At 67.4% G+C, this 24481-nt stretch carries 26 protein-coding genes; 18 read left to right on the forward strand and 8 right to left on the reverse strand.

The window, feature by feature from the left end:
• Nucleotides 1-4 precede the first annotated feature (4 nt).
• Nucleotides 5-673: a 2-phospho-L-lactate guanylyltransferase gene (gene cofC, locus ACZYZ7_RS00775; protein WP_135453587.1), complete on the reverse strand. Its 669-nt coding sequence runs from the start codon at nt 671-673 to the stop codon at nt 5-7.
• A gap of 82 nt (nt 674-755) precedes the next feature.
• Between cofC and ACZYZ7_RS00780 the strand changes: the two genes are divergently transcribed.
• The 3 genes from ACZYZ7_RS00780 (at nt 756) to ACZYZ7_RS00790 (ending at nt 4056) form a co-directional block, all read left to right on the forward strand.
• Entirely contained in the window at nt 756-1736 is a 981-nt protein-coding gene (locus ACZYZ7_RS00780; protein ID WP_135459956.1) for an NAD(P)H-dependent glycerol-3-phosphate dehydrogenase, read from the forward strand.
• A gap of 29 nt (nt 1737-1765) precedes the next feature.
• Nucleotides 1766-2872: a cystathionine gamma-lyase gene (locus ACZYZ7_RS00785; RefSeq protein ID WP_450068722.1), complete on the forward strand. Its 1107-nt coding sequence runs from the start codon at nt 1766-1768 to the stop codon at nt 2870-2872.
• 62 nt (nt 2873-2934) lie between these two features.
• The gene (locus ACZYZ7_RS00790) at nt 2935-4056 is read left to right on the forward strand and encodes a D-alanine--D-alanine ligase family protein (RefSeq protein ID WP_450068723.1); all 1122 of its coding nucleotides are present in this window, start codon (nt 2935-2937) and stop codon (nt 4054-4056) included.
• A gap of 28 nt (nt 4057-4084) precedes the next feature.
• Here ACZYZ7_RS00790 and ACZYZ7_RS00795 read toward each other — a convergent pair whose 3' ends face one another.
• Both ACZYZ7_RS00795 and ACZYZ7_RS00800 read right to left on the reverse strand, forming a co-directional pair.
• Nucleotides 4085-4663, reverse strand: a complete 579-nt coding sequence (locus tag ACZYZ7_RS00795) for a DUF3515 domain-containing protein (RefSeq protein ID WP_450068724.1) — start codon at nt 4661-4663, stop codon at nt 4085-4087.
• Nucleotides 4664-4673: 10 nt separating this feature from the next.
• On the reverse strand, nt 4674-4916 hold the full coding sequence (locus ACZYZ7_RS00800) for an Lrp/AsnC ligand binding domain-containing protein (RefSeq protein ID WP_450068725.1): 243 nt from the start codon (nt 4914-4916) through the stop codon (nt 4674-4676).
• Nucleotides 4917-5022: 106 nt separating this feature from the next.
• On the opposite strand from ACZYZ7_RS00800, the gene ACZYZ7_RS00805 reads away from it, so the two are divergent.
• Genes ACZYZ7_RS00805 through ACZYZ7_RS00815 form a run of 3 tightly spaced genes read left to right on the forward strand, consistent with a single transcriptional unit; the run spans nt 5023 to nt 7092 of the window.
• Nucleotides 5023-6015: a thiamine-phosphate kinase gene (locus ACZYZ7_RS00805; RefSeq protein WP_450068726.1), complete on the forward strand. Its 993-nt coding sequence runs from the start codon at nt 5023-5025 to the stop codon at nt 6013-6015.
• 51 nt (nt 6016-6066) lie between these two features.
• Nucleotides 6067-6777: a uracil-DNA glycosylase gene (locus ACZYZ7_RS00810; protein ID WP_463740533.1), complete on the forward strand. Its 711-nt coding sequence runs from the start codon at nt 6067-6069 to the stop codon at nt 6775-6777.
• Nucleotides 6778-6789: 12 nt separating this feature from the next.
• Nucleotides 6790-7092: a hypothetical protein gene (locus ACZYZ7_RS00815; RefSeq protein ID WP_450068727.1), complete on the forward strand. Its 303-nt coding sequence runs from the start codon at nt 6790-6792 to the stop codon at nt 7090-7092.
• Between the two features lie 102 nt (nt 7093-7194).
• Here the strand turns inward: ACZYZ7_RS00815 and rpmB are convergent, their stop codons facing one another.
• The gene (rpmB, locus tag ACZYZ7_RS00820) at nt 7195-7389 is read right to left on the reverse strand and encodes a 50S ribosomal protein L28 (RefSeq protein ID WP_135453593.1); all 195 of its coding nucleotides are present in this window, start codon (nt 7387-7389) and stop codon (nt 7195-7197) included.
• 262 nt (nt 7390-7651) lie between these two features.
• Here rpmB and ACZYZ7_RS00825 point away from each other — a divergent pair, with 262 nt between their 5' ends.
• Genes ACZYZ7_RS00825 through ACZYZ7_RS00835 form a run of 3 tightly spaced genes read left to right on the forward strand, consistent with a single transcriptional unit; the run spans nt 7652 to nt 12245 of the window.
• Nucleotides 7652-9292 (forward strand): DAK2 domain-containing protein, encoded by a 1641-nt coding sequence (locus tag ACZYZ7_RS00825; RefSeq protein ID WP_450068728.1) that lies wholly within the window; start codon nt 7652-7654, stop codon nt 9290-9292.
• Nucleotides 9292-11541 (forward strand): ATP-dependent DNA helicase RecG, encoded by a 2250-nt coding sequence (gene recG, locus ACZYZ7_RS00830; protein ID WP_450068729.1) that lies wholly within the window; start codon nt 9292-9294, stop codon nt 11539-11541. The genes ACZYZ7_RS00825 and recG overlap by 1 nt, the downstream gene beginning before the upstream one ends.
• Nucleotides 11538-12245: an HNH endonuclease family protein gene (locus ACZYZ7_RS00835; RefSeq protein WP_450068730.1), complete on the forward strand. Its 708-nt coding sequence runs from the start codon at nt 11538-11540 to the stop codon at nt 12243-12245. Before recG ends, ACZYZ7_RS00835 begins: the two co-directional genes overlap by 4 nt.
• Nucleotides 12246-12265: 20 nt before the next feature.
• Here the strand turns inward: ACZYZ7_RS00835 and ACZYZ7_RS00840 are convergent, their stop codons facing one another.
• The 4 genes from ACZYZ7_RS00840 to ACZYZ7_RS00855 form a co-directional block, all read right to left on the reverse strand.
• Nucleotides 12266-12625 (reverse strand): DoxX family protein, encoded by a 360-nt coding sequence (locus tag ACZYZ7_RS00840; protein WP_450068731.1) that lies wholly within the window; start codon nt 12623-12625, stop codon nt 12266-12268.
• The gene (locus ACZYZ7_RS00845; protein ID WP_450068732.1) at nt 12622-13239 is read right to left on the reverse strand and encodes a TetR/AcrR family transcriptional regulator; all 618 of its coding nucleotides are present in this window, start codon (nt 13237-13239) and stop codon (nt 12622-12624) included. Before ACZYZ7_RS00845 ends, ACZYZ7_RS00840 begins: the two co-directional genes overlap by 4 nt.
• A 171-nt stretch (nt 13240-13410) precedes the next feature.
• Nucleotides 13411-14253 (reverse strand): aldo/keto reductase, encoded by an 843-nt coding sequence (locus tag ACZYZ7_RS00850; protein WP_135453599.1) that lies wholly within the window; start codon nt 14251-14253, stop codon nt 13411-13413.
• A 5-nt stretch (nt 14254-14258) separates the two neighbouring features.
• The gene (locus tag ACZYZ7_RS00855) at nt 14259-15086 is read right to left on the reverse strand and encodes an aldo/keto reductase (RefSeq protein WP_450069245.1); all 828 of its coding nucleotides are present in this window, start codon (nt 15084-15086) and stop codon (nt 14259-14261) included.
• A 13-nt stretch (nt 15087-15099) separates the two neighbouring features.
• Between ACZYZ7_RS00855 and ACZYZ7_RS00860 the strand changes: the two genes are divergently transcribed.
• From ACZYZ7_RS00860 to rnc, 9 genes are all read left to right on the forward strand, one after another.
• Complete coding sequence (locus tag ACZYZ7_RS00860) at nt 15100-16236, forward strand: alpha/beta hydrolase (protein ID WP_450068733.1); 1137 nt, start codon at nt 15100-15102, stop codon at nt 16234-16236.
• Between the two features lie 27 nt (nt 16237-16263).
• Nucleotides 16264-17097 carry a DsbA family protein gene (locus ACZYZ7_RS00865; protein WP_450068734.1) on the forward strand — a complete coding sequence of 278 codons (834 nt, stop codon included), beginning with the start codon at nt 16264-16266 and terminating at the stop codon, nt 17095-17097.
• On the forward strand, nt 17094-17717 hold the full coding sequence (locus ACZYZ7_RS00870) for a vitamin K epoxide reductase family protein (protein ID WP_450068735.1): 624 nt from the start codon (nt 17094-17096) through the stop codon (nt 17715-17717). The genes ACZYZ7_RS00865 and ACZYZ7_RS00870 overlap by 4 nt, the downstream gene beginning before the upstream one ends.
• 34 nt (nt 17718-17751) lie before the next feature.
• Nucleotides 17752-21171 carry a pyruvate carboxylase gene (locus ACZYZ7_RS00875; protein WP_450068736.1) on the forward strand — a complete coding sequence of 1140 codons (3420 nt, stop codon included), beginning with the start codon at nt 17752-17754 and terminating at the stop codon, nt 21169-21171.
• Entirely contained in the window at nt 21168-21722 is a 555-nt protein-coding gene (gene rsmD / locus ACZYZ7_RS00880; RefSeq protein WP_450069246.1) for a 16S rRNA (guanine(966)-N(2))-methyltransferase RsmD, read from the forward strand. Before ACZYZ7_RS00875 ends, rsmD begins: the two co-directional genes overlap by 4 nt.
• A 38-nt stretch (nt 21723-21760) precedes the next feature.
• Nucleotides 21761-22237, forward strand: coding sequence for a pantetheine-phosphate adenylyltransferase (coaD, locus tag ACZYZ7_RS00885; RefSeq protein WP_135453603.1), 477 nt, complete (start codon nt 21761-21763; stop codon nt 22235-22237).
• Nucleotides 22238-22373: 136 nt separating this feature from the next.
• Nucleotides 22374-23111, forward strand: coding sequence for a cell division protein SepIVA (gene sepIVA, locus ACZYZ7_RS00890; protein WP_135453604.1), 738 nt, complete (start codon nt 22374-22376; stop codon nt 23109-23111).
• Between the two features lie 67 nt (nt 23112-23178).
• A complete protein-coding gene (locus ACZYZ7_RS00895; RefSeq protein WP_450068737.1) occupies nt 23179-23790 on the forward strand; it encodes a YceD family protein in 612 nt (203 codons plus the stop codon).
• Entirely contained in the window at nt 23787-24479 is a 693-nt protein-coding gene (gene rnc, locus ACZYZ7_RS00900; protein WP_135453606.1) for a ribonuclease III, read from the forward strand. Before ACZYZ7_RS00895 ends, rnc begins: the two co-directional genes overlap by 4 nt.
• The last annotated feature ends 2 nt before the right edge of the window (nt 24480-24481 follow it).

Genomic DNA, 24481 nt, shown 5'->3' on the forward strand with positions numbered 1-24481 from the left:
GCGGCTACCTGCTGGCATGCCTACCGAGGGTGTGCGTGGTTGCGGTACCGACGCCGAGGCGTCGCGCGGTCTGAAGATCGTCGGGTGTGTCGATGTCGCAGCGCAGACCGGGCCACGCGCCGGTGAGTTCGATCGCGCCGGAGTGTCGATGGCGCGCAGCCGAATCGGATCCGAAGCGCGGAGCCAGCGAAGTGCCGAACGCGAACAGCGCCGAGGTACCGGTGCCGTGCCGGTCACCGACGAAGCTGCGTTGATAACCGCGGGCCATGGCCAGGGCCTCGGCCAACTCCTGGGGCTGCAGGGCAGGCAGATCTCCTTGGAGAACAACGATATTCGGGGCGGTGGAGCGAAGTTCGGCCTCGGCCGCGGTGATGGCGTTGTTGAGTGGGTCACGATGACCGGGCGGTGTCGGGTCCATCAACACCCCGGCCCCGAGCTGCCTGGCCGCGTCGGCCGCGGTGTCGTCGGGGGTGACGACTGTTACCGGGGCGATGGAGGACGCGGCGGTGATGGTGTCGACGAGCATCGCCAGCACCACGGCCTCGCGGGTAGCCGCGGAGAAGATGGGCGCCAGCCGGGTTTTGGCGGCCGACAGCCGCTTCACCGCGATCACGAGGGTGACGTCAGCGGCCTGCGGTGCTGCTGCGGCGTTGTCGCTTCGGGAGCCGCTCATGGGTTCATCCTGCCAGCCCCGCTGGTGTCGGTGAGTGGTGCAGCCGCCGGGATAGGGTGAGCGGGTGGTAGAGGCTGCGGTGATGGGTGCCGGTGCGTGGGGGACGGCGCTGGCCAAGGTGCTGGCGGACGCGGGCAATCCGGTGACGATGTGGGCCCGGCGACCCGAGGTTGCCGACGAGATCAACACCGACCATCGCAACAGTCGGTACCTCGGCGACGTCGTGCTGCCCTCGACGATCCGGGCCACCACCGATCCGGCCGAGGCATTGACCGGGGCCTGCACGGTGCTGCTCGGAGTTCCGGCGCAGCAGCTGCGGGCGAACCTCGAAGGCTGGAAGCATCTGATCGGTGACGACGTGACGCTGGTGAGCCTGGCCAAGGGCATCGAGCTCGGCACGCTCATGCGGATGAGCCAGGTCATCGTCCAGGTGACCGGCGCCGATCCGTCCCGGGTCGCGGTGGTGACCGGGCCGAACCTGGCCAGCGAGATCGCCGACGAGCAGCCCGCAGCCACCGTTGTCGCATGCAGCGACTCCGGACGCGCGGTCACGCTCCAGCGCGCACTGGCCACCGGATACTTCCGGCCCTATACCAACGCCGACGTGGTCGGCGCCGAGGTGGGCGGGGCCTGCAAGAACGTCATCGCGCTCGCCTGCGGCATGGCGGTCGGAGTCGGCTTGGGGGAGAACACCGTGGCCGCCATCATCACCCGCGGCCTGGCCGAGGTCATGCGGCTGGGCATCGCGCTGGGCGCCACCCCCGCCACGCTGGCCGGGCTGGCCGGCGTAGGCGACCTGGTAGCTACGTGTACCTCCGGACATTCCCGCAACCGCACCTTCGGCGAGCGACTCGGCAAGGGCGGCACCATGGAATCAGCGCTGATCGCGGCAGGTGGACATGTGGCCGAGGGAGTGACCTCGTGTGAATCGGTGTTGGCACTGGCATCCAGCTACGGCGTCGAGATGCCGTTGACCGACGCCGTTCATAGGGTGTGTCACAAGGGATTGTCGGTTCACGAGGCAGTCGCAGGCTTGTTGGGGCGCAGTACCAAACCGGAGTAACGGCCTCCGGACGCGAGGAGGTAACAGGTATGGACGGCTTGTACGGGGATTCCACCCGGAGCGTCAAAGCCGTTGGTCTGGAATCGATTCCGGGACAGCCGGTGGCCCCGATCCCGGTACCGGCGTCGACGTACCATCTCTCGCCCGACGAAACCGAACCACTGGACAGCTACGGGCGCAGCTCCAACCCGTCATGGCGACAACTGGAATCAGCACTCGCCGAACTGGAAGGGGCCGGCGCCGCGCTCACGTTCGGGTCCGGCATGGCCGCGATCACCTCGGCTCTGCGGGTGCTCGCCAAACCCGGAACCACGCTGGTCGTGCCGGCCGACGGCTACTATCAGGTCCGCCGGTACGCGGCAGAATACCTTGCCCCGCAAGGGATCACAGTGATCGAGGCGAATGTCGCCGATATCTGCGAGGCGGCCGCTCGCGCTGACGTGGTGCTTGCCGAGACTCCGGCCAACCCCGGGCTCGACGTCGTCGACCTGCACCGGCTGGCGATGACCTGCCGTGCCCGCGGCGCCACTCTCGTCGTCGACAACACCACCGCCACACCGCTGGGCCAACAACCGCTTTCGCTCGGTGCCGACCTCGTGGTGGCCAGCGCCACCAAATCACTGTCGGGACACAGCGATCTGGTGGCCGGCTACGTCGCGGGCAGCCAGCCCGAGCTGATGGCCGCGGTAGAGCGGGACCGGCTGCTGGCCGGGCCGATCCTGGGCGCGTTCGAGGCCTGGCTGGTGTTACGCAGCCTCGGCAGTGCCGGCCTGCGCTTCGAGCGGCAGTGCCAGAACGCCGCAGCCCTGGCGATGATGCTGCGCAACCATTCGGCGGTGCGCTCGGTCCGGTACCCAGGGCTGCCCGAAGATCCGGCCCACGAGCTGGCGGCGACCCAGATGAAGCGGTTTGGCGGACTGGTGTCGATCGAGCTGGCCGACGCTGCCGCAGTCCATGCCCTGGTGGAACGCAGCGCCCTGCTCATCTCGTCGACCAGCTTCGGCGGCATTCACACCTCGGTCGACCGCCGGGCCCGCTGGGGTGACCCGGTACCTGCCGGGTTCGCCCGCATCTCGGCCGGGATCGAGGACACCGAAGACCTGATCTCCGACGTGGAGCAGGCGTTACCGGGGTGAAAGCCCCAGGTCGGGATGCGCCGGAAGGCAGGGACCGACCGGGACGGTAGCCTCTCTAGGTTGTGACAGGCCGCAATCAGACCGGATCCCGCACCCGCGTCGCCGTCGTCTACGGCGGGCGTAGCTCGGAGCACGCGATCTCCTGCGTATCGGCAGGCAGCATTCTGCGCAATCTCGACCCAGAGCGGTTCGAGGTGGTCGCCGTCGGGATCACCCCCGATGGCTCCTGGATGTTGACCGACGGACGCCCCGAGACGCTCGCGATCACGGACGGTCAGCTGCCCGAGGTCACCGAGACGTCCGGTACCGAGCTGGCGCTGCCTGCCGCCCCCAACCGCAGCGGCCAGCTGCTGGCGCTGAGCAACGGACCCGGTGAGCTGCTGGCCGCCGTCGACGTGGTCTTCCCGGTGCTGCACGGCCCCTACGGCGAGGACGGCACCATCCAGGGACTGCTGGAGCTGGCCGGGATTCCCTACGTGGGCTCAGGTGTGCTGTCCAGCGCTGCCGGCATGGACAAGGAGTTCACCAAGAAGCTGCTCGTCGCCGAGGGTCTGCCGATCGGCGACTTCGTGGTGCTGCGTGCCAACGCCCCCACCCTCGATCTGGAGCAGCGGGAACGCCTCGGCCTGCCGGTGTTCGTCAAGCCCGCCCGCGGTGGCTCCTCGATCGGCGTGAGCCGGGTCGCGGCGTGGGACGAGCTGCCCGCGGCGATCGAGCTCGCGCGCCGCCACGACCCGAAGGTCATCGTCGAGGCCGCAGTCCCGGGGCGCGAACTGGAATGTGGTGTGCTCGAGTTCCCCGACGGCAGCATCGAAGCCAGCACGGTCGGCGAGATCCGGGTGGCCGGAGTGCGCGGACGCGAGGACGGCTTCTACGACTTCGCCACCAAATACCTTGTCGATGCAGCCGAGTTGGATGTGCCCGCCAAGGTCGACGATGACGTCTCCGAGGAGGTCCGCCGGCTGGCCGTGCGCGCCTTCGCCGCGATCGACTGCCAGGGGCTGGCTCGCGTCGACTTCTTCCTCACCGACGACGGGCCCGTGATCAACGAGATCAACACCATGCCGGGGTTCACCACCATCTCGATGTTCCCGCGGATGTGGGCGGCCAGCGGCGTCGACTACCCGACCTTGCTGACGGCGATGGTCGAGACCGCGCTCGCGCGCGGCACCGGCCTGCGCTGAGCCGCGCACGCGAGGAGCGAAAAACGCTTCAGCGCACCGCACCCGGTGCCGGCTCCTGGGCCGGCATCGTGCGGGCGACCTGTCCGGAGATCTGCTGAATGGGGGTCGGTCCCGAGCCGGCCGGCAGGGTCAACGCGACGTACACCGGGCGGTCGACCGCGTACCAGGTGCTGCGGCCCTGATCGTCGGCCTCGTTAGCCGGGCCCGCCACGCCCGTGTCTGTAACCCGGAACCATTGGACCTCGTCGACCACCTGCAGTGGCGTGCCCACGACGAAATCAGTCGGGCGTTCGAGCCCGCACCGCAGGACGACCGGCTCGGTGTCCGGCTCGGCGCGCCAGGCCGCGGTGGCAGGAGGCGTCGGATCGACGGTCGGGGCGCGCCGGAAATCACCGAGCTGCTCGGGCAGCGCGTTCAGCAGGTCGTGGCACTGCTGGCTGTCGGCCTGGGGTGCCGGTATCGCCGGGATGGCGACGGGTTGCTGGTCGGGGGATTGCTGCCGTGACGCCGCGATCCCGAGGACGGTGATCAGCACCGAGACTGCGACGACGACCGCCGCGATGAGTAAGGCGCGGGGCGGTCCATCGACGGCGTGTGAGTCGGTCACACCACCAACTCTATGGCCGGCCGGCGTTTGCGATCGGGCAGGTCAAGGTCCGGGTGATTCCGGGTACCTGTTGCACGGCGGGCACCACATCGGACTGGAGCAGCGCCAAGGTGTCGGCACTGATGCGCAACACCACGTCGTAGGGCCCGGTCACATACTCCGCGGACACCACGCCCGGCAGGCTGGCGAGCTGTTTGGCGACGACTTCGGCGCGGCCCACCTCGGTCTGGATCAGCACGTAAGCCTCCACCACCGGCTGTCTCCTCCATCTCGCTGCATAAACTGCTGGCCGCAGGCACCAAACTTACCGCAGGTCGGGTTCGGGTTCAGGACGCGGCAGCCGACCGGCAGGAGGCCATATGACCGACGAGACCATCGGCGATGATTCCGGTGACGACAACGACGACACTCTGGCAGGAGCCGGGGAATTCGTCGTCATCGACCGCTTGGTGGCCGGACGTACACAAGCCGACGCGGTGACGCTGGGCCCGGGTGATGACGCGGCCGTGGTGGCAGTGGCCGACGGCCGCACCGTGGTGTCCACCGACATGCTGGTGCAGGACCGCCATTTCCGGCTGGATTGGTCGACGCCGCACGACATCGGCCGCAAGGCGATCGCCCAGAACGCCGCCGATATCGAAGCCATGGGCGGCCGGAGTACCGCCTTCGTGGTGGCGTTCGGCGCACCGTCGGACACCTCCGTCACCGCCGCCGCGGAATTGGCCGACGGTCTGTGGGACGAGGCGCGCCGGCTGGGCGCCAGCATCGCCGGGGGAGACCTGGTGAGGGCACCACAGTGGGTGATATCGGTCACGGTTCTCGGGGATCTCGGCGGCCGGGAACCGGTGTGTCGCAGCGGTGCCCGGGTCGGCGACACCGTGGCAGTGGCAGGCGAACTGGGTCGCTCCGCGGCCGGATATGCACTCCTGCACCGTGGCATAGAAGGGCAGGCCGGGTTCTCCGAATTGCGGCAGCGGCACCTGACCCCGCAGCCCCCTTACGGGCAGGGAGCACGGGCGGCCGACGCCGGTGCCACCTCGATGACCGATGTGTCCGACGGCCTCCTTGCCGATCTGGGACACATCGCGACGGCCTCCGCGGTCGGCATCGACGTGGACCGCAGCCTTCTCGACGGCGATCGGCAGGAGGTCGCCGAGGCCGCCGCGGCAGTGGGTGCGGATCCGTGGGAATGGGTGCTCGGCGGAGGTGAGGACCACGCGCTGGCAGCGACATTCCCGGGTGCACTTCCGCCTGGCTGGCGGGCCATCGGGCGGGTGCTCGAAGGCCCGGCCGTGGTGCTCGTCGACGGCGCGCCGTGGGCGGGTAATGCGGGATGGCAATCGTTTGACTGAGCGCTCACGCTAAGTTGGCTTTCCGTGACTGCGGACGCGAGGAGCGAGACGGTGGGGGCGGATGCGACGAGCGATTCAACAGGTGCACGCCCCCTGAATGAACTTCTCGAGGACGGCTGGGCCCGCGCGCTGGAGCCGGTGGGAGCGCACGTCGCGCAGATGGGGCAGTTCCTCCGCGACGAACTGGCCGCGGGCAGGCGCTATCTGCCAGCAGGCCAGAATGTTCTGCGCGCCTTCACGTTCCCGTTCGAGCAGGTGCGCGTGCTGATCGTCGGTCAGGACCCGTACCCGATGCCGGGGCATGCCGTCGGCCTCAGTTTCTCGGTCGGTGCCGACGTGCGTCCGCTGCCGCGCAGTCTGTCGAACATCTTCACCGAGTACTCCGAGGATCTCGGCCATCCGAAGCCGGCCAACGGTGATCTCACGCCGTGGGCACAACAAGGCGTGATGCTGCTCAACAGGGTGCTGACGGTTTCCCCGGGCACTCCGGCCTCGCACCGCGGCAAGGGCTGGGAAGCGGTGACGGAGTGCGCGATCCGGGCGCTGGTGGCGCGCGAGCAACCTATGGTGGCGGTGCTGTGGGGCCGTGATGCGTCGACGCTGAAACCGCTGCTGGCCGAAGGCGACTGCGCGACGATCGAATCGCCGCATCCCTCGCCGTTGTCGGCGTCGCGCGGATTCTTCGGGTCGCGTCCGTTCAGCCGGGCCAACGAACTGCTGCAGCAGAAAGGCGCCGACCCGATCGACTGGCGGTTGCCCTGAGACGATCAGGGCATGGGAACCGCAGGCGGGGCGGGGATCGCGGGCGGCGCCGGGATCGGCGGGGGTGACGGGATCTCCGGTGAGGGAATCTGGATGGTCATGTCCCCACCGCCTCCGGTCGCGGGGCCGGGCATCTCCGCCGACGGCGATGCCGGGCCGGGCGATACCGGGGATTCGATGACGGTGGTCTCGGTGTGGGTCACCGGAGCCTCGGTCGTCGAAGGGGTCTCCGAAGTGGTCTTGTTGTCGTCGGAGGCGGTACCGCCACACGCGGTCAGCATCGAGCCGACCGCGATGGCGGCAGCAAACGCATAAAGCGATTTATGTGATGCAGGGCATAAGGTCATGACGGCAGGAAATACCCCGCCGTCACCTCAGCTAAACAAGATGGTCGCGCACCCGATCAGGCGTGCGACGTCAGCCGCGCGAGACCTTGCCGGCCTTGATGCAGGAGGTGCAGGCGTTCACGCGCTGCTTGTTGCCACCCGGACGCGCAACGGTACGCACCGACTGGATGTTCGGATCCCAGCGCCGGCTGGTCCGCCGATGCGAGTGCGACACCGACTTGCCGAAGCCTGGGGCCTTTCCGCAGATATCGCACACGGCAGCCATATCAACAACTCCTTGAAATCAGTACTTGGGGGGTCTGGGCCCGCTCGCCGCAAAACGGCGGGGCTCAACCCGACAACCTGATCAGAATACCGGGAGGCCGGAAGATCGCCAAAACGGCCCGTGAACACCACCCCAGGTTGTCCACAGCCGGCGGTGCTCTGATCAAGATTGTCGCCGTCAGTCGATAGGCTGGCGCCCACGGCGGTGACTGCGGGGGACGGCCGCGGGATTCTGTGGGATCTGATGGGGATTGGGAGGTCCGATGTCGGCTCGGCGGCTGGACGCCCCTGCTCTGCGGGCATGGGCCCACGCTGCCGTTGATGACCTGATCACCCATACCGACGAGATCAACCGGCTCAACGTGTTCCCGGTGGCCGACGCGGACACTGGGACAAACATGCTGTTCACGATGCGTTCGGCATGGGCGCATGCCGATGCCGAACCGGTAGGCGGGGACATCCCGTCGGTGGCAGGCGCGTTGGCGGCCGGGGCGTTGCAGGGGGCCCGCGGCAACTCCGGGGTGATCCTGTCGCAAATTCTGCTCGGCCTGGCCGAGGTGGTCACCACCGCGGCGGCCCAGCGTGACGGCGACCTTGCCGTTGTGGACGCCGCGCTGTTCGGTGCGGCGCTGCGCCATGCGGCAGCCCTGGCTGTCACCTCGATGGGTGAGCCCGTGCCGGGCACGATCGTGTCGGTGCTGGAGGCCGCGGCCGAGGCTGCCGAACACTGCGCGGCCGGGGGAGGTGACGTCGCCGATGCGGCTACCGCCGCCGGCGATGCCGCATCAGCAGCCCTGGATCGCACACCACAGCAACTCGACGTGCTCGCCAGGGCCGGCGTGGTCGATTCCGGTGGCCGCGGTCTGTTGGTCCTGCTCGACGCGATGACAGCGACCCTGGTCGGGCATGCGCCGCGGCGGCCGGTGTACACCCCGGCCTCACCGCAGGCCGCACTCGCGGCCACGGCCCTTGCCGCCGCAGAGGCCGCGCCGCAGTTCGAGGTCATGTACCTGCTCACCGGATGCGGCGCACCCGCCGTCGAGGGGTTGCGGGCCGCGCTCGAGCAGATGGGCGAGTCGGTGGCGATCGCCGCTTCGGGAAGTGATCAGTACTCGGTTCACGTCCACGTCGACGACGCCGGGGCTGCGGTCGAGGCCGGGCTCGCGGTCGGCGCGCTGAACCGCATCCAGATCACCGCCCTGACCGGGGCCCCGGGCCTCCGGTCTGCCGGGGCCTGGGCCCGCGAGCGTGCGGTGCTGGCCGTCGTCGACGGGGACGGCGGCGTCGAACTGTTCGCCGGTGAGGGCGCGCACGTATTACGGCCCGACGGAGGCGAGCCCATCAACGCCCAGCAGTTGTTGCGTGCCCTGATCGACGTGGGCGCTGCCCAGGTCATGGTGCTGCCCAATGGGTACGTCGCCGCCGAGGAGTTGGTGGCGGGCTGCACGGCGGCGATCGGGCGCGGCATCGATGTCGTGCCGGTGCCGGCCGGCTCGATGGTGCAGGGGCTGGCCGCGTTGGCGGTCCACGACGAGAGCAGACAAGCGGTCGATGACGGGTACACCATGGCGCGAGCAGCGGCAGGGGCGCGGCACGGAGCCGTGCGGATCGCCACCGAAGAGGCGTTGACGTGGGCGGGTACCTGTAAGCCGGGCGACGGGCTGGGCATCGCAGGCGATGAGGTGCTGATCGTGGGGCCCGACATCACCACCGCGGCCGCCGGGTTGATCGACCTGTTGATGGTGGCGGGCGGAGAGCTGATCACGGTGCTGACCGGGGATGGTGTGGACGGCGCGGTGGGGGAGGCGCTGCAGGCCCATGTGCATCGCGAGCACCTCGGCGCCGAGCTGATCACCTATCACACCGGCCACCGCGGCGACGCCCTGCTCATCGGGGTGGAGTAATGGTCAGTCTCAGCGACCGCCTCGAGTTCGTGGTCGGAAAGAAGAACGCGGACAAGCTGAATGTGAATTTCGGCCTTCGCACGGTCAACGATCTGCTGCGGCACTACCCGCGCAAATACAGCGACGGTATGACGGTGCGTGAGGAGGGTGAGGCGCTCGACCTGGAAGAAGGCGAACACGTCACCTTCATCGACGTGGTGACCAAAGCCGAGGTCGGTGAGATGAAGTCGACCGTCCGAACGAAATCCGGCGGGACCAGGCGGGCCAAATACCTGCGGGTGGCCCTGGGCGATCATCGGCCCGCGGTGACGGCCACGTTCTTCAATGCCGGGTGGATGGTTGACAAGGTGGAGACGGGCACCCGTCTGATGCTCTCCGGCGAGGTCAAGTACTTCCGCAACACCCTGCAGTTGAACCACCCGGCGTTCCTGGTGCTCAATCCGCCACCCGGAAAGCAGATCGGCACCAAGTCGTTGACCACCATCGCGTCGGCGTCGGGGGCCAGCGGCGAGGACATGCTGGCCGAGTTCGAGCGGGACTTCTTCCCGATCTACCCGGCGTCGGCCAAGATTCAGAGCTGGGACATCTACGCCTGCGTGCGGCAGACCCTCGACATGCTCGACCCGATCCCGGATCCGCTTCCGGAAGATTTTGTCCGCCAACACAACCTGGTATCCGAGGATGAGGCACTGCGGGCCATCCACCTGGCCGAGAACGCGACGCAGCGGGAGCGTGCGGCCGAACGACTTACCTTCGATGAGGCCATCGGTCTGCAGTGGGGGTTGGTGGGCCGGCGCTACAGCGAGCTCAGCGAATCCGGTCCTCCCGCACCACCTGTCGACGGCGGATTGGCCGCGGCGATGCGCAGTCGGATGCCCTTCGAGCTGACCGCGGGGCAATCCGAAGTGCTGGAGGTGATCTCGGGCGAGTTGGCCTCAACGCGGCCGATGAACCGGATGCTTCAGGGCGAGGTGGGTTCGGGCAAGACCATCGTGTCGGTGCTGGCGATGCTGCAGATGGTCGATGCCGGTTACCAGTGCGCATTACTGGCGCCCACCGAAGTGCTTGCCTCCCAACATGCGCGCTCGATCCGTGACGTGCTGGGGCCGCTGGCAATGGCGGGACAGCTCGGCGGCACCGAGACGGCCACCGGTATCGCGCTGCTGACCGGGTCGATGACGGCGCCGCAGAAGCGTGCCGTGCGCGGCGAGGTGGCGTCCGGGCAGGCCGGGATCGTCGTCGGTACGCACGCCCTGCTGCAGGATGCGGTGGAGTTTCACAATCTCGGCATGGTGGTCGTCGACGAACAGCACCGGTTCGGCGTCGAGCAGCGGGATGCACTGCGTGCCAAGGCTCGTGATGGATTGACTCCCCACCTCCTGGTGATGACGGCCACCCCGATCCCGCGCACCGTGGCGCTCACGGTGTACGGCGATCTGGAGACCTCGACGCTGCGCGAACTACCCCGCGGCCGTCAACCCATCACCACCAACACCATTTTCGTCTCGCAGAAGCCGACCTGGCTGGACCGGGCCTGGGCCCGCATCCGAGAGGAGGTGGGCGCGGGCCGGCAGGCCTACGTGGTCGCCTCACGTATCGACGAATCCGACAAGCCCGGCGACAAGAACGACGGGCGCGGCGGCCCGCCGCCCGTCACGGTGGTCGATCTGTTCGATCGGTTGAGCGCAGGCCCGTTGTCGGGGTTGCGGATCGGGCTCATGCACGGCCGGTTGTCCGGTGACGAGAAGGACGCCGTGATGGGTGCGTTCCGGGCCGGCGAGATCGACGTGCTGGTGTGTACCACCGTCATCGAGGTCGGCGTCGACGTACCCAACTCGACGATGATGGTGGTGATGGACGCCGACCGGTTCGGCATCAGCCAGCTGCACCAGCTGCGCGGCCGGATCGGTCGTGGCCAGCATCCCAGCCTGTGCCTGCTGGCCACCCGGCTCCCCGAGACCTCCAAGGCCGGTGCTCGCATCACCGCGGTGGCCGGAACACTCGACGGTTTCGCCCTGGCGGATCTCGACCTCGATGAGCGTCGCGAGGGAGATGTGCTGGGCCTCAACCAATCCGGGCGCACCATCAATCTGCGCTTCCTGTCCCTGCGGGATCACCTCGAAGTGATCCAGGAGGCCCGGGCGTTCTGCGAGCAGCGTTACTCGCAGAGCCCGCACGATTCCGGAATGGATCTGCTGGCAGCACAGTTCGTGAACACCGATCGCGTCGAATACCTGGACAAGGCATGACCCGCCGCCGGGTGTGGTGGCTGGCCGCGGCCGTCGCGCTCGCGGTGGTGGTCGCCGTCCAGGTGAGCACATCGAACCGACACTCCGTACAGTTCGCGGCCCAGGCGCAACCGCCCACTATCGCCCCCGGGGCCGATCTCTTGGCCGGAGTGCCCGAGGTGCCGGTGCGGGTGCGCGGCAACGACTATCGTCGCGCGGCGTTCGGTGAGTCCTGGGACGATGACAACAGCGCGCCCGGTGGCCACAACGGCTGCGACACCCGTAACGACATCCTCAACCGCGACCTCGTCGACAAGACGTTCGTCGCGATCAAGCGGTGTCCGGACGCCGTGGCGACCGGCACGCTGCACGATCCGTACACGAATGCGGTGGTGTCGTTCGTCCGCGGCAATCAGACCGGCGCCTCGGTACAGATCGACCACATCGTGCCGCTGGCGTTGGCCTGGGATCTGGGGGCCCGCGACTGGCCCGACGATCTACGGCTGCGGTTCGCCAACGACCCGGCCAATCTGTTGGCGGTCGCCGGCAAACCCAATCAGGACAAGGGCGATCAGGAGCCGGCCCACTGGATGCCGCCCAACCGGGCGTTCTGGTGTCAGTACGCGGTGCAGTTCGTCGAGGTACTGCGCGGCTACGCGCTCCCGGTCGACACCGCGTCGGCCGGGGTGCTGCGCGAAGCCGCGGGCACCTGCCCCACGGGCTGAGTGACTCCCGCGCGAGGTGGTCACAGCAGGTATGACACCACGAAGACTCCGACCGAGAGCGCAAGCATGCCCAGGCAATTGAGCCAGAACTCCTGTTTCAAGAACTTGGCACGATAGTGCGCATAGGTGGCGCATAGGAAGTAGGCGATCACGCCGACGTTGGCGGCCACGCCGATACCGGGATATTTCAATCCAGCCACCAGGCCGGCCGCAGCCAACAGCTTGACTACCACCAACGCCCACCACCAGTCCTGCGGAAGGCGCACTCCCTCCAAGCATTTGCGGATGAACTGTGGCGGGTGGATCGACATCACGGCATCGCCGAAGAGGGCAAGCGCCAACAATGCTGTAGGCCACCAGTAGTGCGGAACACCAGTCACAAATCATCTCCTTGTTGTGGATGCTCGATCACGGAGCGGACCGCATCGCGCAGTTGGTCGGGCACCGATGCGCCGCCGGACACGTAATTGCCACCGGTCATGACGATGCCCAGATACGCGAAGTAGACGACCCGGGCTGCGCGCGCGGCGGCGGCATCGCAGAGGGCGGCTCGTGCCAGCACTGCCTGAAATTCGGTGACCAATGCGACGGCGAGGTCGCCGAAGATCGCTGATTCGTGGGTGCCGCGAACGACGATCGACGAGTACTGCCTGGACAGGGCCGGATCTTTGGCGAAATGCCGCAAGAACGGCATGAGCAGATCGATCACCGCGTCGGCCGCGCCTTCGGGGGTCAACGGCTCTTGCCGTTCGCCTCCCGGTCGGCGTGCACGGTGCACTGCGGCGATCCAGTCGTCGAACACCTTGATCAGCAGGCCGTCCTTATCGCCGACGCCCATCACCGTGCCCGTGCTGACGCCCGCCTCCGCAGCGATCTGGCGGATGGTCGTGTCAACGAAACCCTGTCTGCGAAACAGCCGTTCGGCGGCCACCAGGACCTTGCGCCTGGTCTCGTCCTTGGCGGCGGCGCGTGACTGAACATGTTCAGTGAACATGTTCAAATAATGGAGTGTGCGCGCACGAACGTCAAGGGCTCGGAGACATACACCGGTGCAGGCACGATTGCAGATGTGCCGGCGACCATCGCGAACGGACGAGAAACCCCCTCTTCCAATGGAAAAGGGGGTTTCTCGTCTGCTCGCGCGGGGAGCTACCCGCGAACGTGGCTAGCCCGTGAACGTCGCCGGGTCCGGCCGGAACCGGGTGCCGTCGTCGAGGCCGTTGAGGCTGTCCATCTGCTCGGCGGTCAGCTCGAAGCCGAACACCTCAAGGTTGGACGCGATCCGCTCCGGGTTGGTCGACCGGGAGATCACGATGTTGCCCAGCTGGATGCTCCAGCGGATCAGCACCTGTGCCGGGGTCCTGCCGTGCGCCTCGGCGATGGCCGTGACAACCGGGTTGTCGAGCAGATTGCCGACGCCGAGCGGGCTGTAGGCCGCGGTCGTGACGTTGTACTGGGCATTGGCCGCCCGCCAGGCGCTCTGGTTGAGCAAGGGGTGCAGCTCGATCTGGTTGACCGCGGGTGCGACGAAGGTCAGGTCCACGATCGTCGAGAGGTTCTCGGGGCTGAAGTTGGACACGCCGGTGGAGCGGGCCAGCCCCTCCTGCTTGAGTGCCATCAGCCCACCCCAGCTGTCGACGTACTTGCCGATGTCGTTGCCGGGCCAATGGATCAGGTAGAGGTCCACGTAGTCCAGGCCCAGCCGCTCCAGGCTGGCCCGCCCGGCGTTCTGGGACGACTGGAAACCCTGATCGGTGATGGCCAGCTTGGTGGTGACCGAGATCTCCTCGCGCGGAATGCCCGATGCCGCGATGGCGCGCCCGACGCCGGCCTCGTTTCCGTAGGCCGCCGCCGTGTCGATCAACCGGTGGCCCGCCTCCAGCGCCGCGGACACGACACGCTCTGCCTCGGAATCCGAGAGGCCGCCGACGCCGAGACCGACGACGGGGATCGTACGGTCGTCGTTGAGCGTGACGGTGGGAATCGCAGCCCCGTCCGAGGAGGTCATGTCACCTATCCTGTGAAGTTGAAGGTTCGGGGATCGGGTCCCAGGCGGGTGTCCGTCTCCAACGTGGCGATGGCCGCCATGTCCGTTTCGTCCAGATCGAAATCGAACACGTCGAAATTACTGACAATGCGCTCGGGGTTCACCGACTTGGGGATGACGATATTACCCAGATGGATATGCCACCTAATCAGTACCTGTGCGGGGGTTTTACCGTGCCGTCCGGCGATGCCGGTGATCACCGGATCCGTGAGCAGCGAACCCTGCCCCAGCGGGCTCCATGCCTCGGTGGCGATGCCCAATCTGGCGTGCGCTTCACGAAGCTCGCGTTGCGGAAACAGCGGGTGCAATTCGATCTGATTGACCGCAGGCACGATGCCGGTGGCGTCGATGAGCACAGTGAGGTGTTCGGGCGCGAAATTGCTCACCCCGATCGAGCGGACCCGGCCCTGATCGTGGAGGTGTGCGAAGGCCTTGAACGTGTCGACGTAGGCGTTGTTGGCCGGTACCGGCCAATGGATGAGGTAGAGGTCGAGGTAGTCGACGCCGAGCCGGTCCAGGCTCGCGTCGAACGCAGCCAGGGTGGAGTCATATCCCTGGTCGCTGTTCCACAGTTTGGTCACCAGGAACACGTCTTCGCGGGGGACCCCGGAGTTGAGCAGGCCGCGGCCGGTCTCGGCCTCGTTGCGGTAGGCGGCGGCAGTATCGATGTGCCGATACCCGGCCTGCAGGGCTGCGGTCACCGCGCGTTCGGTCTCCTCGGCAGGGGTCTGCCAAACCCCCAACCCGACCTGCGGTATCGAATTACCGTCGTTGAGCGTGACACGAGGACTCACAGAGGGAGCAGCCATGACTGAAAGTCTGCCAGGCGGACAAGCCGGAGGCGGACCTGACGGTCATCGCCGGGACACGGTCAAACACGTGCTGCTTGAGCGGGCGACCGGGTTGACCTTGGCCGCGATTCCCAGGATTTCGGATCGGACCAAGCGGCTGCTGCTCGGTGGGCGTTCGGTGACCGTCGACGGCAACACCCTGGACACCACCCTGCAATTCACCTTGGCGGCCGAACACGCGGCCGGAGTCGGCGGCCTGGTCGCCGATTACAGTCCGGAGTCCGGTGTCGCCGTCTCGCGGGCCGCGCTGCGAGCCACGGCGGCCATGATGAAGGCCCGGATCCGAGCGGATGTCACCGACATTTCGATTCCCGGGCCGGCCGGGCCGATCCCGGCGCGACGGTACGTCCCCGATGGGACCGGGTCCCCGGCGATCTCGGCGCTGCTGCTGTACTTCCACGGCGGCGGCTTCGTGATCGGTGACCTCGACACCCATGACAGCCTCTGCCGGCTGATCTGCCGGGACGGCGGAATCCAGGTGATCGCCGTCGACTATCGGCTCGCGCCCGAGCACAAGGCGCCGGCCGCAGTCGACGACGCCTACGCGGCCTACCGCTGGGCACTCGACCACGCCGCCGGCCTGGGGGCCACGCGCATCGTCGTCGGGGGAGACAGCGCGGGCGGCAACCTGGCCACCGTCGTGGCCCAACAGGCCCGTGACTCCGAACTGCCGCTGCCTGCGCTCCAGCTGCTGCTCTACCCGGTCACCGACTGGTCGAGTGAGACGCGATCCAAGACGCTGTTCTCCGACGGCTATTTCCTGGGGAAGCGTGACATGGACTGGTTTGCCGGGCACTACCTCGACGGCGCCGAGGTATCGGCCGAGGATCCGCTGGTGTCACCGTTGCTCAGTGAAGATCTCTCCGGCCTGCCGCCCGCGCTGGTGGTCACTGCCGGGTTCGATCCGTTGCGGGACGAGGGCAACCGATATGCCGGGGCGATGCGCGACGCCGGGGTGGTCGTGGACCTCCGGGAAGAGCGGTCGCTGATCCACGCGTTCGCCAACTTCTTCCCGCTGGGAGGCGGCAGCGCCGCCGCCACGGGCGCAATGATCTCTGCGCTGCGCGCACATCTCAGCCACGCCGAAAGTTGACCTGTCGACGCCGGTACGCTTGTCGACGTGGCCAAACCGAAGAAGACCGCGAAGTACGACCTCAAGGCGGCTGACCGCAAGCGCAACCTGTTCGTTCAGATCGGGCTGACAGCCGTTGTCGTGCTGTTCGCCGTCGGCCTGGTGCTCTACATCGTGACGACGGGCCACAAGCGGCCGGCCTCCGGGGAGGCCAGGGCGGTGCACGTCGCTGCGCCCGGTGTGATCACCAAAGAGGGCACCACTGAGCCCAAGGTGACGCTGAGCATGTACGAGGATTTCCTGTGCCCGGCGTGCGGTCATCTGGAACAGCAGTTCGGCCCGACGATCAACAAGCTGATCGACGCCGGCGCGGTGGCCGTCGACTACCACATGGTGGCGATCCTGGACAAGATGGGCAACGGCTACTCGTCGCGGGCCGGCGGCGCCGGCTACTGCGTCGCCGACGAGTCCGTCGAGGCGTTCCGGCGTTTCCACTCGGCGCTCTTCACGCCCGGAATCCAGCCTGCGGAAGGCGGCGGTGTCTACCCGGACAACGCCCGGATCATCGAACTTGCCCGCCAGGCCGGCGCTGCCGGTGAGGTGCCCGACTGCATCACCAAGAGCCGCTACGTGGAGATGGTGCAGGGCATGGCCGCGGCCACCGGAATCAACTCCACGCCGACCATGCGGTTCAACGGCGAGGAATACAGCCCGACCACTCCTGACGCGCTGATCGCGAAGGTCAAGGAGATCGTCGGCGACCTGCCCGCGCTGAAGGGCCCGGCCCCCGGCCCCGCTGCCCCCGCAGAGCCTGCCCCGGCGGCGCCTGCCGCGCCGGCCCCCGCACCTGCAGCACCCGCTCCGGCGCCGGCCAACCCATGAGCGACACCGCCGCCGAGCTGGACGAACTGGGGACCGAGGAGTCCCCGGGCGTAGCCGTCGGCAAGGCCAGTGCCGTCTGGATACTGATCGCAGGTGTCCTCGGTCTGGCGGCGTCGATGGCGCTCACGATCGAGAAGATCGAGCTGCTGATCGATCCGTCGTACGTTCCGACCTGCAGCCTGAACCCGGTGATCTCCTGCGGCTCGGTGATGACCCGCGAGCAGGCATCGGTCTTCGGATTTCCCAACTCGCTGATCGGACTGGTCGCCTTCACGGTCACCCTGGTCACCGGCGTGCTGGCCGTGGCAGGCGTTCGGCTGCCCCGGTGGTACTGGGCCGGGCTGGCGACGGGGACACTGCTCGGTGCCGTCATGGTGCACTGGCTGATCTTCCAGAGCCTCTACACCATCGGCGCCCTGTGCCCGTACTGCATGGTGGTGTGGTCGGTGACCATCCCGCTGCTGGTGGTGTCGAGTTCCATCGCGCTTCGACCGCTGCAAGCCAACGGGGTCGCCCGGGCGATCTACCAGTGGCGGTGGTCGCTCGTGGCGCTCTGGTTCACCTCACTCGTGCTGTTGATCTTGGTGCGTTTCTGGGAATACTGGTCAACGCTCCCGTAACACCCACGCAATAACTTGTCGGTTAGGTCTACCCGTGATTTCCAAGCTGTTAGTCGCCAATCGTGGCGAGATTGCAATCCGTGCATTTCGTGCTGCCTATGAGATGGGTATCGCGACGGTGGCTGTGTATCCGTATGAGGATCGCAATTCACTGCACCGTCTGAAGGCCGACGAGTCGTATCAGATCGGCGAGATCGGCCATCCGGTTCGGGCGTACCTGTCAGTCGAGGAGATCATCCGGGTCGCCAGGCACTCCGGCGCGGATGCGGTGTATCCGGGCTACGGGTTCTTGTCGGAGAACCCGGAATTGGCGTCGGCCTGCGCGGAGGCGGGAATCACCTTTGTGGGGCCCTCGGCGCACGTTCTGGAATTGACCGGCAACAAGGCGCGGGCGATCGCGGCGGCGAAGGCAGCTGGATTGCCGGTGCTGGCGTCCTCGGCGCCGTCGTCGTCGGTGGATGAATTGGTCGCTGCGGCACGGGATATGGAGTTCCCGTTGTTCGTCAAGGCGGTATCGGGTGGTGGTGGTCGCGGCATGCGCCGGGTGACCGATCCCGATGCGCTGCCCGAGGCGGTGGAGGCGGCGTCGCGTGAGGCGGAGTCGGCGTTCGGCGATCCGGCGGTGTATCTGGAGCAGGCCGTCATCAACCCGCGTCACATCGAGGTACAGATCCTCGCCGATACGCAGGGCAACGTGATGCACCTGTTCGAGCGCGATTGCAGTGTGCAGCGGCGCCACCAGAAGGTGATCGAGCTGGCGCCGGCGCCGAATCTGGATCCTGCGCTGCGCGAGAAGATCTGCTCGGATGCGGTGGCCCTGGCTCGCCAGATCGGCTACAGCTGTGCCGGCACGATCGAGTTCCTGCTCGACGAGCGCGGACATCACGTGTTCATCGAGTGCAATCCACGGATCCAGGTGGAGCACACGGTGACCGAGGAGATCACCGATGTGGACCTGGTGGGCTCACAGTTGCGGATCGCGGCCGGGGAGAGCCTGGCCGATCTGGGTTTGAGCCAGGACTCGTTGGTGATCCGCGGGGCGGCGATGCAGTGCCGGATCACGACCGAGGATCCGGCCAACGGATTCCGTCCGGACACCGGGCGGATCACCGCCTACCGGTCACCCGGCGGTGCCGGTATCCGCCTGGACGGCGGATCCAACCTGGGTGCGGAGATCTCCGCGCACTTCGATTCGATGCTGGTCAAGCTGACGTGCCGGGGACGGGACTTCTCCACGGCGGTGTCGCGGGCCCGGCGTGCGCTGGCGGAGTTCCGTATCCGGGGCGTGTCGACGAACATCCCGTTCCTGCAGGCGGTGATCGACGACCCGGACTTCCGTGCCGGACGGGTCACCACCTCGTTCATCGATGATCGCCCGCAGCTGCTGACCTCGCGGTCGCCTGCCGATCGCGGTACGAAGATCTTGAATTACCTGGCCGACATCACGGTGAACAAGCCGAACGGGGAGCGTCCGACTGGGGTGTATCCGCAGGACAAGCTGCCTGCGTTGGATCTGTCGACGGTACCGCCGGCGGGTTCCAAGCAACGTCTGGTCGAGCTGGGCCCCGAAGGGTTCGCGCGCTGGATGCGTGACAGCAAGGCCCTCGGGGTCACCGATACGACGTTCCGTGATGCCCATCAGTCCTTGTTGGCCACCCGCCTGCGTTCCACCGGCCTGCTCAAGGTGGCGCCGTATGTGGCTCGGACGATGCCGCAGTTGCTGTCCATCGAGTGTTGGGGTGGGGCGACTTACGATGTGGCGCTTCGGTTTTTGAAGGAAGATCCGTGGGAGCGGTTGGCCGCCCTGCGCGAGGCGGTCCCCAATATCTGCCTGCAGATGTTGTTGCGGGGCCGGAACACCGTGGGGTACACGCCCTATCCGGAACTGGTGACATCGGCATTCGTCGACGAGGCGACCCGCACCGGGATCGACATCTTCCGGATCTTCGACGCGCTGAACAATGTCGAGTCGATGCGTCCGGCGATCGATGCGGTCCGTGAGACGGGCACGGCGATCGCCGAAGTGGCGATGTCCTACACCGGGGATCTCAGTAACCCCAACGAGAACCTGTACACGCTGGACTACTACTTGAAGCTGGCCGAGCAGATCGTCGACGCCGGTGCGCATGTGCTGGCGATCAAGGACATGGCCGGGTTGTTGCGTCCGCATTCGGCGCACACCCTGGTGTCGGCGTTGCGGTCGCGGTTCGACCTGCCGGTGCATGTGCACACCCATGACACCCCGGGTGGACAGTTGGCGACGTACCTGGCCGCCTGGCAGGCCGGCGCGTCGGCGGTCGACGGCGCAGCCGCGCCCCTGGCCGGCACCACCAGTCAGCCGGCGTTGTCCTCGATCGTGGCCGCCGCCGCGCACACCGAGTACGACACCGGTCTGTCCCTGGATGCGGTCTGCGATCTGGAGCCCTACTGGGAGGCACTGCGGAAGGTTTATGCACCGTTCGAGTCGGGGCTGCCTGCGCCGACCGGGCGGGTGTACACCCACGAGATCCCCGGCGGGCAGTTGAGTAACCTGCGCCAGCAGGCCATCGCCTTGGGGCTGGGGGACCGGTTCGAGGAGATCGAATCCAACTACGCCGCGGCCGACCGGGTGCTGGGCCGGTTGGTGAAGGTGACCCCGTCGAGCAAGGTGGTCGGGGATCTGGCGCTCGCGTTGGTGGGCGCCGGGGTCAGCGCGCAGGAGTTCGCCGCCGATCCCGCCCGCTACGACATCCCCGACAGCGTGATCGGGTTCCTGCGTGGTGAACTCGGTGATCCTCCGGGCGGATGGCCGGAACCGTTGCGCACCAAGGCTCTTGAGGGCCGGGGGCCCGCCAAGCCGATCCAGGAGCTCTCGGCGGAGGACGAGGCGCTGCTGGCCGCGCCGGGGCCCAAACGTCAGGCGGCATTGAACCGGTTGCTGTTCCCGGCGCCGACCAAGGAGTTCGAGGCGCACCGCGAAACGTACGGCGACACGTCGAGTCTCAGTGCCAACCAGTTCTTCTACGGGCTGCGCTACGGCGAGGAGCATCGTGTCGAACTCGAGCGCGGTGTGCAGTTGCTCATCGGTCTTGAGGCGGTCTCCGACGCCGACGAGCGCGGGATGCGCACGGTGATGTGCATTCTCAACGGGCAGCTGCGTCCCATCACGGTACGTGACCGCAGCATCGCCAGTGAGGTCCCGGCGGCGGAGAAGGCTGACCGCAACAACCCGGCTCATGTCGCGGCGCCGTTCGCCGGTGTCGTCACCGTCGGTGTCGCGGTAGGGGACACGGTGGAGGCCGGCGCCACGATCGCCACCATCGAGGCGATGAAGATGGAAGCCGCGATCACCGCACCCAAGGCCGGCACCGTCGAACGTGTCGCGGTGGCTGCCACGGCCCAGGTCGAGGGCGGTGACCTCCTGGTGGTGGTCGGTTCGGCGGGCAGGAGCGAAGCGACCGGGGAATCAATCTGACCCGCATCATTGCGGGGACGCTCGGCGGCCGTCGGATTGCGGTGCCCCGCAGCGGTACCCGGCCGACGTCCGATCGGGTCAGGGAGGCCGTGTTCAACGCGTTGACGGCGCGGCTGGATTTCACCGGATTGTCGGTGCTGGATCTGTACGCCGGTTCGGGAGCGCTCGGCCTGGAAGCGCTTTCACGAGGTGCGACCTCGGCGACCTTTGTCGAGGCCGATGCTCGCGCGGCGGCGGTCATCGCCGAGAACATCGCCTCCCTCGGCGTCCGCGCCGCCACGGTGCGCCGCGGCAGTGTCGAGGTGGTGTTGGCCGGGGGTGCCACGCGGCCAGTGGATCTGGTGTTCGCAGACCCGCCGTACGACCTCGACGATGCCGCGGTCGATGCGATGCTCGTCGTGTTGGCCGAAGCGGGCTGGGTGACCGTCGGCAGCGTCGTCCTGGTGGAGCGGCGCTCGTCGAGTGGGCCGGTGAGTTGGCCGGCGGGCTGGGATGAGCTGAGTAGCCGACGCTACGGCGATACCCGGGTGGAACTCGCCGAAGTGGGCTGAAGCACCCGTCGATGCGGCGGCCTGTAGCGTCGTCACCCATGAGTGGCGCGGTATGCCCCGGCTCCTTCGACCCGGTGACCCTTGGCCATGTCGACGTATTCGAACGTGCGGCCGCGCAGTTCGATGAGGTCGTGGTGGCGGTTCTGGTGAATCCGAACAAGAAGGGCATGTTCGACCTCGACGAGCGCATGGCGATGATCGCCGAATCCACGACACACCTGCCGAATCTGCGGGTCGAGTCCGGTCAGGGCCTGGTGGTCGACTTCGTCAAGGCACGCGGTTTGACCGCGATCGTCAAGGGTCTGCGTACCGGCACCGACTTCGAGTACGAGCTGCAGATGGCACAGATGAACAAGCATGTGGCCGGCGTCGACACCTTCTTCGTAGCCACCACACCGCAGTATTCGTTCGTGTCGTCGTCGTTGGCCAAGGAGGTTGCGTCGTTGGGCGGCGACGTTTCGGAGTTGCTGCCCGAGCCGGTGAACCGCCGGCTGCAGGAGAAGCTGAGCGGCTAGCGCATCGGGTACCCGCGCTTCGGCGACCTCCGGACTCTCCGGCGGCTTGCGGGCGACACACCGATTGTGCTCCCAAGTCACAGGCGTAACACCAGGCACACTAGTCACTGACAACGACGACCTGGAGGGTTTTGCCGTGTACCGAGTTTTTGAAGCGCTCGACGAGCTCGGCGCGATCGTCGAAGAAGCGCGTGGTGTGCCGATGACCGCCGGTTGCGTGGTCCCGCGCGGTGACGTGCTGGAACTGATCGACGACATCAAGGACGCGATCCCCGGTGAGCTCGACGATGCGCAGGACGTGCTCGACGCACGCGATTCGCTGCTGCGCGAGGCCAAGGATCACTGCGAGTCGGTGATGTCGAAGTCCAACGCCGATGCCGACGGCATGCTCAATCACGCCAGAGGCGAGGCTGATCGCTTGCTCGCCGACGCCAAGGCGCAGGCCGACCGGATGGTCGCCGAGGCCCGTCAGCACAGTGAGCGCATGGTCGTCGAGGCTCGTGAAGAGGCGGCGCGGGTCGCGACCGCGGCGAAACGCGAGTACGACGCGACCACGGGCCGTGCCAAGGCCGAGGCCGATCGTCTGACCGAAAACGGCAACATCTCCTACGAGAAGGCCGTGCAAGAAGGCATCAAGGAACAGCAACGCCTGGTGTCGCAGACCGAGATCGTCTCGACGGCGACCGCCGAGGCCACCCGGCTCGTCGACGCGGCGCACGCCGAAGCCGACCGGTTGCGCGGCGAGTGCGACATCTACGTCGACAGCAAACTGGCGGAGTTCGAGGACTTCCTCAACGGCACGCTGCGCTCCGTCGGCCGCGGACGTCACCAGCTACGCACGACCGCCGGCACGCACGACTACGCCACCCGCTGACACCCCTGTGCAGTTCTCGGCGCGCACTGCGTCGTGGTGCGATCTGACGCCGCCGTAGGATCGATTCATGGCGACGCATGCAAGATCGGGCAGGCATGGCGCGGGACACGGTGATTCGCGATCGCCGCTGGTGATCGATGTCTCGCGACTGGGCCGGCGGCCGGGTTCGTTCCTGGCCCACCAGGAGACGGTGCCGAGTCCAGTGCGGATCGGGGCCGAGCTGGTCGCCATCGAGAAGGGCGCCCCACTGGAACTCGACCTGCAGTTGCAGTCGGTGTCGGAGGGTGTGCTGGTCAGTGGGACCGTATCGGCCCCCACAGCCGGCGAATGTGCGCGCTGCCTGACCGAACTCACCGGTGACGTCGAGATCGACCTCACCGAGCTGTACGCGTACCCGGACAGCACCACCGACGAGACCACCGAGGCCGACGAGATGGGTCGGGTCGGCGCCTCCGGCCAGGCCGACACGGTCGACCTGCAACAGCCGATCATCGACGCTGTCGGATTGGCATTGCCGTTCTCCCCGTTGTGCCGCCCGGATTGCCCGGGCCTGTGCCCCGAATGCGGAGTGGCGCTTGCTACCGCCGAGCCGGGACACCACCACGACAAGATCGATCCCCGCTGGGCCAAGCTGGCTGCGATGCTTCCCGACGACGAGCGGCCCAGGGGCGACGAGTGACCGACTCGCGTGAGGCGCTGCTGGACGCACTCGGCGTCGAACTTTCCGCCGAACTGCTCACCATCGCGTTGACACATCGCAGTTACTCCTACGAGAACGGCGGCGTGCCGACAAACGAGCGGCTGGAGTTTCTCGGCGATGCCGTGCTCGGGTTGACGATCACCGAGGAGCTCTATCACCGCCACCCCGAACGCTCGGAGGGTGACCTGGCGAAGCTTCGGGCCAGCATCGTCAACACCCAGGCGCTGGCCGATGTCGGCCGTGGCCTCACCGACGGCGGCCTCGGCAGTCACCTGCTGTTGGGCAAGGGCGAAGAGAACTCCGGTGGTGCCGACAAGTCCAGCATTCTCGCCGATGGTGTCGAATCCCTGCTCGGCGCAATCTATTTGCAGCACGGACTGACCACTTCGCGTGAGGTGATCCTGCGGTTGTTCGGTGAGCTGCTCGACACCGCGCCGACGCTGGGAGCCGGGCTGGACTGGAAGAGCAGCCTGCAGGAGCTGACCGCCTCCCGTGGGCTCGGCGCCCCCAGCTACGTGGTGACCTCCACCGGACCCGACCACGACAAGGAATTCTCGGCGGTCGTGGTGGTGGCCGATGTCGAGTACGGCAGAGGTGTGGGGCGCAACAAGAAAGAGGCCGAGCTCAAGGCTGCGGCCGCGGCCTGGAATGCACTCGACAATGCGTGAGG

It is taken from the genome of Mycobacterium sp. IDUB_17 (assembly GCF_055419465.1).

Bases quoted from the DNA above. Each gene is read 5' to 3' on its own strand.
- ACZYZ7_RS00785 (WP_450068722.1), top strand. From the start codon at position 1,766: ATGGACGGCTTGTACGGGGATTCCACCCGGAGCGTCAAAGCCGTTGGT.
- ACZYZ7_RS00845 (WP_450068732.1), bottom strand. From the start codon at position 13,239: ATGTTCACTGAACATGTTCAGTCACGCGCCGCCGCCAAGGACGAGACC.
- rpmB (WP_135453593.1), bottom strand. From the start codon at position 7,389: ATGGCTGCCGTGTGCGATATCTGCGGAAAGGCCCCAGGCTTCGGCAAG.
- recG (WP_450068729.1), top strand. From the start codon at position 9,292: ATGGTCAGTCTCAGCGACCGCCTCGAGTTCGTGGTCGGAAAGAAGAAC.
- cofC (WP_135453587.1), bottom strand. From the start codon at position 673: ATGAGCGGCTCCCGAAGCGACAACGCCGCAGCAGCACCGCAGGCCGCT.
- coaD (WP_135453603.1), top strand. From the start codon at position 21,761: ATGAGTGGCGCGGTATGCCCCGGCTCCTTCGACCCGGTGACCCTTGGC.
- ACZYZ7_RS00815 (WP_450068727.1), top strand. From the start codon at position 6,790: ATGGGAACCGCAGGCGGGGCGGGGATCGCGGGCGGCGCCGGGATCGGC.
- ACZYZ7_RS00860 (WP_450068733.1), top strand. From the start codon at position 15,100: ATGACTGAAAGTCTGCCAGGCGGACAAGCCGGAGGCGGACCTGACGGT.
- ACZYZ7_RS00780 (WP_135459956.1), top strand. From the start codon at position 756: ATGGGTGCCGGTGCGTGGGGGACGGCGCTGGCCAAGGTGCTGGCGGAC.
- ACZYZ7_RS00835 (WP_450068730.1), top strand. From the start codon at position 11,538: ATGACCCGCCGCCGGGTGTGGTGGCTGGCCGCGGCCGTCGCGCTCGCG.
- ACZYZ7_RS00895 (WP_450068737.1), top strand. From the start codon at position 23,179: ATGGCGACGCATGCAAGATCGGGCAGGCATGGCGCGGGACACGGTGAT.
- ACZYZ7_RS00805 (WP_450068726.1), top strand. From the start codon at position 5,023: ATGACCGACGAGACCATCGGCGATGATTCCGGTGACGACAACGACGAC.
- ACZYZ7_RS00870 (WP_450068735.1), top strand. From the start codon at position 17,094: ATGAGCGACACCGCCGCCGAGCTGGACGAACTGGGGACCGAGGAGTCC.
- ACZYZ7_RS00850 (WP_135453599.1), bottom strand. From the start codon at position 14,253: ATGACCTCCTCGGACGGGGCTGCGATTCCCACCGTCACGCTCAACGAC.
- ACZYZ7_RS00825 (WP_450068728.1), top strand. From the start codon at position 7,652: ATGTCGGCTCGGCGGCTGGACGCCCCTGCTCTGCGGGCATGGGCCCAC.